Origin of the sequence: Pseudomonas putida (genome assembly GCF_001636055.1) — a bacterium.
Taxonomy (GTDB): Bacteria; Pseudomonadota; Gammaproteobacteria; order Pseudomonadales; family Pseudomonadaceae; genus Aquipseudomonas; species Aquipseudomonas machongensis.
Genome location: NZ_CP011789.1, coordinates 2,318,724 through 2,329,557 on the forward strand (window position 1 = coordinate 2,318,724; position 10,834 = coordinate 2,329,557).

A 10,834-nucleotide genomic window follows, 5' to 3' on the forward strand; every position below is an offset into this window, starting at 1 on the left:
TCAGGCGACGGCGACGACGTCGAGGATACGCTGTACCACACGGTCCTGGTCGATGCCCGCAGCTTCGGCTTCGAACGACAGGATGACGCGGTGGCGCAGCACGTCGAACAGCACGGCCTGGATGTCTTCCGGGCTGACGAAGTCGCGCCCGGCCAGCCAGGCATGGGCACGTGCGCAGCGGTCCAGGGCGATCGAGCCACGGGGGCTGGCGCCGTAGGCGATCCAGTCGGCAAGCTCGCTGTCGAACTTGGCCGGGGTGCGCGTGGCCATGACCAGTTGCACCAGGTATTCCTCAACGGCATCGGCCATGTACAGGCCGAGGATTTCCTTGCGTGCGGCGAAGATCGCCTGCTGGCTGACCTGGCGCTCCGGCTTGACCTCGCCGCCCAGCGCCTCGCCACGGGCCTGCTGGAGGATACGACGTTCGACGGCCGCGTCGGGGAAGCCGATTTTCACGTGCATGAGGAAACGGTCGAGTTGCGCTTCGGGCAGCGGGTAGGTGCCTTCCTGCTCGATCGGGTTCTGCGTGGCCATGACCAGGAACAGCGGCGACAGCTCGTAGGTGCTGCGGCCCACGCTGACCTGGCGCTCGGCCATGGCCTCGAGCAGTGCCGATTGCACCTTGGCCGGGGCGCGGTTGATCTCGTCTGCCAGGACCAGGTTGTGGAAGATCGGCCCTTGCTGGAACACGAAGCTGCCGGTTTCCGGGCGATAGATCTCGGTGCCGGTGATATCGGCTGGCAGCAGGTCGGGGGTGAACTGGATACGGTGGAACTGCGCCTCGATACCCTCGGCCAACTCCTTGATGGCCTTGGTCTTGGCCAGGCCCGGTGCACCCTCGACCAGCATGTGCCCGTCGGCGAGCAGGACGATCAGCAGGCGCTCGACCAGCTTCTCCTGGCCAAGGATCTGGGAGGAGAGAAAGGTGCGCAGCGCGATCAGCGCTTCACGGTGTTCCATCGTCGGCGGTTCCTGGAAATGGGCCGGGCGCTTGGGGGAGGGCGGTTGCCGGGCAGGGGGTGATACTTTAATCCATCCAGGGGTGCGGCGACCAATTGGGTTTCCGAAAAATTCCTGACGGCTGGGGTGGGCCGGGCCCGTTGCGGGCCCGGCGACGTTTCAGAGGAACACGAACTTGGCGATGAAGATCACGCACAGCACCCACAGGCTTGCGGAAATTTCCTTGTACTTGCCGGTCCCGGCCTTGAGCACGACGTAGCTGATGAAGCCCAGGGCGATGCCGTCGGCCACCGAAAAGGTCAACGGCATCATGATCGCGGTGACGATCGCCGGGATGCTGTCGGTCGCCTCGTCCCAGTTGATGTGCGCCATGCTGCCCATCATCAGCATCGCCACGTAAATCAGCGCGCCGGCCGTGGCATAGGCGGGGATCATCCCGGCCAGCGGGGCGAAGAACATCGCCGCAACGAACAGCAGGCCGACCACCACCGCCGTCAGGCCGGTGCGCCCGCCCGCGGCGACCCCGGCGGCACTTTCCACGTAGCTGGTCACCGGCGGTACACCTACTGCGGCGCCGAACACGCTGGAGGCACTGTCGGCTTTAAGGGCACGCGACAGGTTCTCGATCCGACCGTCCGGGGCCACCAGGTTCGCCCGCTGCGCCACGCCCATCAAGGTGCCGGCGGTGTCGAACATGTGCACGAACAGGAAGGCCAGCACCACGCTGATCATGCTGACGTTGAATACCCCGGCCACGTCCATGGCCATCCAGGTCGGTGCCAGGCTCGGTGGCAGCGAGAACACCCCGCCATACTGCACCAGGCCCAGGCCCCAGCCGGCCAGGGTCACGGCGATGATGCTGATGAGAATGGCGCCGAACACCCGGTGGTAGCTCAGCACCGCGATCATCAGGAAACACACGGCCGCCAGCAGCGGTCCGGGCTCATGCAGCGAACCGAGCTTGATCAGCGTCGCCGGGCTGTCGACGATGATGCCGGCGGTCTTCAGGCCGATCAGCCCGAGGAACAGCCCGACCCCGGCACCCATGGCATGGCGCAGGCTCACCGGAATGCTGTTGAGCAGCCACTCGCGCACCCGCGACAGGGTCAGCAGCATGAACAGCACGCCCGAGACGAACACGGCGCCCAGCGCGGCCTCCCAGGTGTAGCCCATGGTGCCGACCACGGTGTAGGTGAAGAAGGCGTTGAGCCCCATGCCCGGTGCCAGGCCCACCGGCCAGTTGGCGTACAGGCCCATCAGCAGGCAGCCCAGGGCGGCGGCGATGCAGGTGGCGACGAAGGCGGCACCGTGATCGATACCGGCGTCGGCCATGATGTTGGGGTTGACGAAGATGATGTAGGCCATGGTGATGAAAGTGGTCATCCCGGCGATCATTTCGGTCCTGACGGTCGTGCCGTGGTGCCGGAGTTTGAAGATCCGCTCCAGCCATCCCGGTCGGGGCGACGCAGCGAGATCCAGCGTTGGGGCTTCGGATTTGCGGCTTTCCACAGCGAGTACTCCTCAAGTCTTTCTTGTTGTTCTGGAGCCTTGGTCCTGCGCATGCACTTGGCGGCTCCGCGAGGGGGTGGCAGACGCCTGACGGCTTTGTTGACTTTTGGGTCAGGAAGTTGCTCGGTGGATTATGCTTTTGTGTACAAAGAATGCAAATAATGTTTTATCTTTTGTTCGCACAATCTGTGCTCACGCAGCTATATGGGTATTGGCCACCTGCAGAAACGGCTCAGCCTGTGTACAATGCGCAGATACCTTGATCCCTTTTTTCACCCCAGGACTTGCCAGCCACCCTCTGACAGGTATTACAGTCGAGGTTCCACTGGCCGATCCCTTGTGCTCGAGTGCCCATGAACGAACAGCTGCAACCTCTGAAGAAACCTGCGCGCACAGCCAAGGCCGGCCGCAGCGGTACCCAGGACGACATCGTCTATGCGCACATTTTCGAGGCCATTCTCGAACAGCGCCTGGCGCCGGGCACCAAGTTGAGCGAGGAAGCGCTGGGCGAAATCTTCGGCGTCAGCCGCACCATCATTCGCCGCGCCTTGTCGCGTCTGGCCCATGAAAGCGTGGTGTTGTTGCGACCCAACCGTGGTGCGGTCGTGGCCAGCCCCACGGTGGAGGAGGCGCGCCAGGTGTTCTTCTCCCGGCGCATGGTCGAGCGCGCCATCACCGAGCTTGCGGTGCAGCACGCCTCCGGCGAGCAACTCAACGAACTGCGCCAGATGGTCCGCGATGAGCGCGACAGCTTCTCGCGTGGCGATCGTGGCGCCGGCATCCGTCTTTCCGGCGAGTTCCACCTCAAGCTGGCCGAGGCGGCCGGCAATGCACCGCTGGTCAGCTTCCAGCGCAGCCTGGTGTCGCAAACGTCGTTGATCATCGCCCAGTACGAAAGCGGCAACCGCTCGCATTGCTCGTACGATGAACACATGCAGCTGATCGATGCCATCGAGGCGCGCGATGCCGAGCAGGCGGTGAGCCTGATGATGCATCACATGGATCATATCGACAGCAAGCTCAACCTTGACGAAGACAGCGCGTCCGACGACCTGCATGCGGTGTTCTCGCACCTGCTGAAAAAACCCAAGGCTGCCGCCAAGGGTTGATCGTTTGCCTGAATGAATGACCGAGGGCTGCTGTGCAGCCCATCGCAGGACCAGCCCGCTCCCACAGGTTGGACTGCTGCCAAGTTGGACATGAATCCAACCTTTGCGGCAGTTCAGGTACAGCACACCCCTCGGGCCCGGTGCTTTCTCTGTAGGAGCGGGCTCGTCCCGCGATGGGCCGCGCAGCGGCCCTTTGTGCATCAGCGCCGATGTACCGAGCGCCCCGCGGCGAAGGTCTCGCGCACGGTACGGTCATCGCCCAGGGTGGTCAGCACGAACAAGGTCTCCTCGATGCTGTTGGATTGCTGGATGCGGTAGTCCAGCAGCGGCGTGGCCTTGTAGTCGAGAACCACGAAATCGGCATCGTTGCCGGCGCGCAGGCTGCCGATGCGGTCGTCCAGACGCAGGGCCCGGGCGCCGCCGAGGGTCGCCAGGTACAGCGACTTGTAAGGGTGCAGGCGCGCACCCTGCAGTTGCATCACCTTGTACGCCTCGTTCAGCGTGTTGAGCAGCGAGAAGCTGGTTCCAGCGCCCACATCGGTGCCCAGCCCGACATTGACCTTGAAACGCTCGGCCTGGGGCAGGTTGAACAGGCCACTGCCCAGGAACAGGTTGGACGTCGGACAGAAGGCCACGGCCGAGCCGGTCTCGGCCAGGCGCTGGCATTCCTCGTCGCACAGGTGCACGCCGTGGGCGAACACCGAGCGCTCGCCCAGCAGTTCGAAGTGGTCGTAGACGTCCAGGTAGCCCTTGCGCTCGGGGAACAGTTCCTTGACCCAGTCGATCTCCTTGAGGTTCTCCGACAGGTGGGTGTGCAGGTACACGCCCGGATGCTCCTTGAGCAGTTGCCCGGCCATGGCCAGTTGTTCAGGCGTGCTGGTGGGTGCGAAGCGCGGCGTCACCGCATAGTGCAGGCGAGCCTTGCCATGCCAGCGCTGGATCAGCGCCTTGCTCTCGCTGTAGCTCGACTCGGCGGTGTCGGTCAGGTAGTCGGGGGCATTGCGGTCCATCATCACCTTGCCGGCGATCAGGCGCAGGTCCAGGCGCTCGGCCTCCTCGAACAGGGCGTTGACCGACTCCGGGTGCACGCTGCCGAACACCAGCGCGGTGGTGGTGCCGTTGCGCAGCAGTTCCTGCAGGAAGATTTTCGCCACCTTGTCGGCAGGGGCCTTGTCGGCGAACTGCTTTTCGCAAGGGAAGGTGTAGGTGTTCAGCCAGTCCAGCAGTTGCTCGCCGTAGGAGCCGATCATGCCGGTCTGCGGGAAATGGATATGGGTGTCGATGAAGCCCGGGGTGATCAGGGCGTCCTGGTAGTGCACCACTTCGATATCGGCGTCGAGGGTCGGCAGCAGGTCGGTGGCGTGCCCCAGGGCGCTGATGCGGCCTTCGTCGACCACCAGCAGGCCGTCTTCGTAGTATTCGTGGGAGGCCTCCAGGCCGACCTCGGCAGGGTCGGCGATGCTGTGCAGGATGGCGGCTCGGTAGGCTTTGCGGGTTGCAGTCATAAAGCGCTCGTCAAATGGCTTGGCTGCGCCGGGAGGGCGGCAGCAACTGGGCAATGGGGCCTGCATTGGCGCCAGCGTCATGCTGGCCGAAGCAGGCGTTGTAGGTGGCGATGATTTCGCCGGCGATGGACACCGCGATCTCGATGGGCAGCTTGCCCTTGACCTCCGGCAGGCCCATGGGGCAGCGCATGCGTGCCAGCACGGCATCGTCGTAGCCGCGCTCGCGCAGGCGGTGTTCGAACTTGACCCGTTTGGTCTTCGAGCCGATCAGGCCGAACCAGGTGAAGTCGTTGCGCTTGAGGATGGCGGCGGTCAGTTCCAGGTCGAGCTGGTGATTGTGGGTCATGACGATGCAGTAGCTGCCCGGCGGCAGTTCGGCCACTTCGTCGACCGGCTCCTCGCTGACCACCTTGGTCACCCCGTGGGGGATAAGCGCCGGGAACTCCTGCTCGCGCGAATCAATCCAGCGCACCCGGCAGGGCAATGCGGCGAGCAAGGGTACCAGAGCCCGGCCGACATGGCCCGCGCCGAACACCGCGATCTGCGCCTGCACCGGCGCCATGGGTTCGAACAACAGCACCGTGACGCCGCCACAGCACTGGCCCAGGCTCGCGCCCAGGCTGAAGCGCTCCAGATGCGGTGTGCTGCGCTGCTCGGCAAGCATCTGCCGGGCGATGTGCAGGGCCTTGAACTCCAGGTGCCCGCCACCGATGGTGTCGAACAGGTTGCTGGCACTGACCACCATCTTCGAGCCAGCGTTGCGTGGCGTCGAGCCGCGCTCCTCGATGATGGTCACCAGGATGCAGGGTTCGCCGCGGGACTGGTGGTCGGCGAGGGCATTGATCCATTGGTGCATGATGTAGCCTCTCTAAACCATGCTGAGGGCCCTGTAGGAGCGGGCTTGCCCGCGAAGAGGACGGTAAGGCCATCTTCACATTCGCGGGCAAGCCCGCTCCCAGGGAATCCCTCGCTGTCAGTGGGTGACGGTTTCCAGTTCTTGTTCGGTCGGCTGCTGTTGCGCCACCGCCTTGCGCATCTGCTCGCACCCCCACAGCACCCGCTCGGGTGTCGCCGGGGCGTCGATGTGCGGCTGCACGCGATAGTCGGCGAGGCTCGCCACCGCATCCTTGATCGCGCACCAGGCCGCGATACCGAGCATGAACGGCGGCTCGCCCACGGCCTTGGAATGGAACACCGTGTCCTCGGGGTTCTTGCGGTTTTCCACCAGCTTCACGCGCAGGTCCAGGGGCATGTCGGCCACCGCCGGGATCTTGTAGCTCGCCGGGCCGTTGGTCATCAGCTTGCCCTTGGCATTCCACACCAGCTCCTCTGTGGTCAGCCAGCCCATGCCCTGGATGAAGCCACCCTCGACCTGACCGATGTCGATCGCCGGGTTCAGCGAGTCGCCGACGTCGTGCAGGATGTCGGCGCGCAGCATCTTGTACTCGCCGGTCAGGGTGTCGACGATCACTTCGACGCAGGCGGCGCCAAAGGCGAAGTAGTAGAACGGCCGGCCGCGCGCCTGGCTGCGGTCGTAGAAGATCTTCGGCGTGCGGTAGAAGCCCGTGCTCGACAGCGACACCTGCGCGAAGTAGGCCTGTTGCACCAGTTGCTCGAAGCTCAGCAACTGGTCGCGCACGCGTACATGGCCGTTGCGGAACTCGACATCTTCCTCGGTGACCTGGTAGTGCCGTGCGGCGAACTCGGTCAGACGTTTCTTGAGGATCTCGGCCGCGTTCTGCGCCGCCTTGCCGTTCAGGTCGGCGCCGCTGGACGCCGCCGTTGGCGAGGTGTTGGGCACCTTGTCGGTGTTGGTGGCAGTGATCTGGATGCGGTTGAAATCGACCTGGAACACCTGCGCCACCACCTGGGCGACCTTGGTATTCAAGCCCTGGCCCATCTCGGTGCCGCCGTGGTTGAGGTGGATGCTGCCGTCGGTATAGATGTGGATCAAGGCGCCCGCCTGGTTGAGGAAGGTGGCCGTGAACGAGATACCGAACTTCACCGGGGTCAGAGCCAGGCCCTTCTTCAGCACCGGGCTGTGTTCGTTGAACTGGCGGATCGACTTGCGCCGCTCGGCATAGTCGCTGCTGGCTTCCAGGTCGGCGGTCATTTCTTCGAGCAGGTTGTGCTCGACGGTCTGGTAGTAGTGGGTGACGTTGCGTTCGGTCTTGCCGTAGTAGTTGGCCTTGCGCACCGCCAGTGGGTCGAGCGCCAGGTGGCGGGCGATGTGGTCCATCACCTGCTCGATGGCGACCATCCCCTGCGGGCCGCCGAAGCCGCGGTAGGCGGTGTTCGACGCGGTGTTGGTCTTGCAGCGGTGGCCGTTCACCGTAGCATCGCCCAGGTAGTAGGCGTTGTCGGAGTGGAACATGGCGCGGTCGACGATCGAGCCGGACAGGTCCGGCGAATAACCGCAGTTGCCGGCCAGGTCGAATTCGATGCCGTGCAGGCGGCCTTCATCATCGAAGCCGACGTCATATTCGACGTAGAACGGGTGACGCTTGCCGGTCATGGTCATGTCCTCGACCCGCGGCAGGCGCATCTTGGTCGGCTGCCCGGTGAGGCGCGCGATCACCGCGCACAGGCAAGCGGGGCTGGCGGCCTGGGTTTCCTTGCCACCAAAACCGCCGCCCATGCGGCGCATGTCCAGCACCACCTTGTTCATCGGCACGTCGAGCACTTCGGCGACCAGCTTCTGCACCTCGGTGGGGTTCTGCGTCGAGCAGTAGACGATCATGCCACCGTCTTCGGTAGGCATTACCGAAGAAATCTGGGTTTCGAGGTAGAAGTGCTCCTGGCCGCCGATGTGCAGGGTGCCTTGCAGGCGATGCGGGGCACTGGCCAGGGCCTTGGCCGAGTCGCCGCGCTGGTGGGTGTGGCTGTCGAGCACGAAATGTTTCTTGCGCAAGGCCTCGACCACATCGAGCACCGGTTCCAGGTCCTCGTACTCGACGATGGCCGCCAAGGCGGCGCGGCGAGCGGTGTCCAGGTCGCGGGCGGCGACGGCGAGCACCGGCTGGCCGAAGAACTCGACCTTGTCGATGGCCAGCAGCGGATCGCCTGCGACGACCGGGCCGATATCCTTGAGCCCAGGGATGTCCTCGTGAGTGATGGCGATGCGCACGCCTTCGAACTGATAGCAGGGGGTCGTGTCGATGCGCAGGATGCGCGCGTGAGCACGGTCGGCGGTGCGCGCATAGACGTGCAACTGGTTGGGGAATTCCAGGCGGTCGTCGATGTACACCGCTTCACCTGACACGTGCTTGTCGGCGCTGTCGTGCTTGACGCTGCGACCGACCCCGCTGGTCAGGTCCTGGCTGAACAGTTCGGCCATCTCGGCCTGGCTCTTGACGGCGTGATGGTTAGACATAAGCGGTCACCCGGGTCTCGATGTACGGCGATTGCTGTTCGATGAAGTATTTGCGCAGCAGGTTCTGCGCGGTCAGCAGGCGGTATTCCTTGCTGGCGCGAAAATCCGTCAGCGGGCTGAAGTCTTCGGCCAGTGCCTGGCAGGCGCGCTCGATGCTCGCCTGGTTCCAGGGCTTGCCAAGCAGTGCCGCCTCGCAGGCACGGGCACGCTTGGGAATCGCTGCCATGCCACCGAAGGCGATGCGCACGCCGGCGACCACGCCGTTCTCGATGTTCAGGTTGAACGCTGCGCATACCGCAGAAATGTCATCGTCCAGTCGCTTGGACACCTTGTAGGCGCGGAACGTCCAGTCGTTGCTGGCGCGTGGCACCAGGATCTTCTCGATGAACTCGCTGTCCTGGCGGGCCGTGATGCGGTAGTCGATGAAATAGTCTTCCAGCGCCATCGTGCGCTGGCGATCGCCCTGGCGCAGGACGATGTGTGCGTTGAGGGCGATCAGCAGGGGTGGCGAGTCGCCGATCGGCGAGGCGTTGCCGATGTTGCCGCCCAAGGTGCCCTGGTTGCGGATCTGCAGCGAAGCGAAGCGGTGCAGCAGGGCGCCGAAGTCGGGGTATTCCTCGTTCAGCGCGCCATAGCAGTCGGTGAGCGGGGTGGCGGCGCCGATTTCCAGGTGGCTGCTGGTCTTGTCGATGCGCTTGAGCTCGGCGACATGGCCGACATAGATCATCACCGGCAGGGTCTTGTGGAACTGGGTGACTTCCAGTGCCAGGTCGGTGCCGCCTGCGAGCAGGCGTGCCTCGGGGTGCGAGCTGTACAGGTCGGCCAGGTCGGCGACGGTCAGCGGGACCAGGCAGCGCTTGTCACCACTGTTGAGCTCGCCGGTCTGCTGCGGGGCGATGGCCTGGAGACGGGCGATGGTCTGCGCCTGCTGGGCGTCGAACTGGTCCTGGCAGGGGCGTGCGCAACTCTGCTCGGCGGCGTCGAGTATCGGCCGGTAGCCGGTGCAGCGGCACAGGTTGCCGGCCAGGGCTTCCTGGGCCTGGTGCAGGTCGTGGCCGCTGCTGTTCTTCTGCAGGGCGAACAGCGACATGACGAAGCCTGGAGTGCAGAAGCCGCACTGCGAGCCGTGGCAGTCGGCCATGGCCTTCTGCACGCTGTGCAGCTCGCCCTGGTGCTTGAGGCCCTCGACACTGATCAGTTGCTTGCCGTGCAAGGAGGAAACGAACGTCAGGCAGGAGTTGAGGCTGCGATAACGCAGCGTCGGCTGGCCCAGGTCATCCGGGGTCAGTTCGCCCACGACCACGGTGCAGGCGCCGCAGTCGCCGCTGGCGCAGCCTTCCTTGGTGCCGGGTTTGCCCAGGTGCTCGCGCAGGTACTGCAGCACCGTCATGTTCGGGTCCAGGGCGTGCTCGTTGCGCAGCTCCTGGTTGACGAGAAACTGGATCACGGGGAAGGCCTCGTAATGGTTTTATTGTTGTTGGGCGGACTCTAAGCAAGGGCTGACCTTGAGGTCAATATTTTTCTGACCAAAAGGTCAAGATTTTACCCGTGCCGGGTTCTGGCCGCCCAACCCTGTCTCTTTACAAGCATAGATCGCGCCGGACATGGCAACTGACCGACAGGTCGCACAAAGCCTCGCGCGCCGCTGCGCGCAAGCCCGGCGAGTGCGCTACAATCGCGCCTTTCGTGCCCCGTTTTCGATTCCGAAGGAAAATCATGACGTTCAAGGCGCCGGACAGCCTCTCCGAGCAAATTGCCCACTACCTGGCCGAGCGGATCATTCGCGGCGAGCTTGCACCCGGCGAGCGCATCCAGGAGCAGAAGGTCACCCAGGCCCTGAATGTCAGCCGCGGCTCGGTACGCGAAGCGCTGCTGATTCTTGAACGTCGTCATCTGGTAGCGATCCTGCCGCGTCGCGGAGCCCACGTCACCGAGCTCGACGAGCACAGTGTGCGCAGCCTGTGCAGCCTCATGGGCGAGCTGTACATCCTGCTGGGCAACGCCGTCGCCCAGCAGTGGCGCAGCGAGACCGACCTGCTGCCGTTCCTGGAGATCCAGCAGCGCCTGCACCAAGCTCGCAACAACCTGGACATCAAGGCGTTCGTCGCCGAAAGTTTCGCCGTCATGCGCGCCGCCTTCCCCTTCGCACGCAACCCTTACCTGCAGGAGACCGTGGAGAACCTGCAGCCGGCCATGAGCCGCGCCTACTACCTGGCGCTGGATCAACGCCAGGCCAGCATGGACGACTACGTCGACCTGTTCGCCCGCCTGCTGGAGGCAGTATTGCTGCGCGACCTGCCGCGTATCCGCGAGGTACTGATCGCCTATTGCCAACGCAGCTGCGAGCTGGTGTTGGCTGCGCTGGCGCAGGCCTGACC

At 64.4% G+C, this 10,834-nt stretch carries 8 protein-coding genes; 2 read left to right on the forward strand and 6 right to left on the reverse strand.

Going from position 1 to position 10,834, the window contains the following annotated elements:
• Together AB688_RS10575 and AB688_RS10580 are read right to left on the reverse strand one after the other, a co-directional pair.
• Window positions 1-960, reverse strand: coding sequence for an AAA family ATPase (locus AB688_RS10575; RefSeq protein WP_054893623.1), 960 nt, complete (start codon window positions 958-960; stop codon window positions 1-3).
• 159 nt (window positions 961-1,119) lie between these two features.
• Window positions 1,120-2,355: an NCS2 family permease gene (locus AB688_RS10580; RefSeq protein WP_371105597.1), complete on the reverse strand. Its 1,236-nt coding sequence runs from the start codon at window positions 2,353-2,355 to the stop codon at window positions 1,120-1,122.
• A 467-nt stretch (window positions 2,356-2,822) separates the two neighbouring features.
• Between AB688_RS10580 and AB688_RS10585 the strand changes: the two genes are divergently transcribed.
• The gene (locus AB688_RS10585) at window positions 2,823-3,578 is read left to right on the forward strand and encodes a GntR family transcriptional regulator (RefSeq protein ID WP_063543921.1); all 756 of its coding nucleotides are present in this window, start codon (window positions 2,823-2,825) and stop codon (window positions 3,576-3,578) included.
• Window positions 3,579-3,778: 200 nt separating this feature from the next.
• Here the strand turns inward: AB688_RS10585 and guaD are convergent, their stop codons facing one another.
• The 4 genes from guaD to xdhA all read right to left on the reverse strand — a co-directional run bounded on the left by guaD (window position 3,779) and on the right by xdhA (window position 9,903).
• A complete protein-coding gene (gene guaD, locus AB688_RS10590) occupies window positions 3,779-5,083 on the reverse strand; it encodes a guanine deaminase (protein ID WP_063543923.1) in 1,305 nt (434 codons plus the stop codon).
• Window positions 5,084-5,093: 10 nt separating this feature from the next.
• Window positions 5,094-5,939, reverse strand: coding sequence for a xanthine dehydrogenase accessory protein XdhC (gene xdhC / locus AB688_RS10595; RefSeq protein ID WP_063543925.1), 846 nt, complete (start codon window positions 5,937-5,939; stop codon window positions 5,094-5,096).
• A gap of 117 nt (window positions 5,940-6,056) precedes the next feature.
• On the reverse strand, window positions 6,057-8,456 hold the full coding sequence (xdhB, locus tag AB688_RS10600; protein WP_063543927.1) for a xanthine dehydrogenase molybdopterin binding subunit: 2,400 nt from the start codon (window positions 8,454-8,456) through the stop codon (window positions 6,057-6,059).
• Window positions 8,449-9,903 (reverse strand): xanthine dehydrogenase small subunit, encoded by a 1,455-nt coding sequence (gene xdhA / locus AB688_RS10605; protein WP_063543929.1) that lies wholly within the window; start codon window positions 9,901-9,903, stop codon window positions 8,449-8,451. The genes xdhB and xdhA overlap by 8 nt, the downstream gene beginning before the upstream one ends.
• A 269-nt stretch (window positions 9,904-10,172) precedes the next feature.
• Between xdhA and AB688_RS10610 the strand changes: the two genes are divergently transcribed.
• On the forward strand, window positions 10,173-10,832 hold the full coding sequence (locus AB688_RS10610; RefSeq protein WP_063543931.1) for a GntR family transcriptional regulator: 660 nt from the start codon (window positions 10,173-10,175) through the stop codon (window positions 10,830-10,832).
• The last annotated feature ends 2 nt before the right edge of the window (window positions 10,833-10,834 follow it).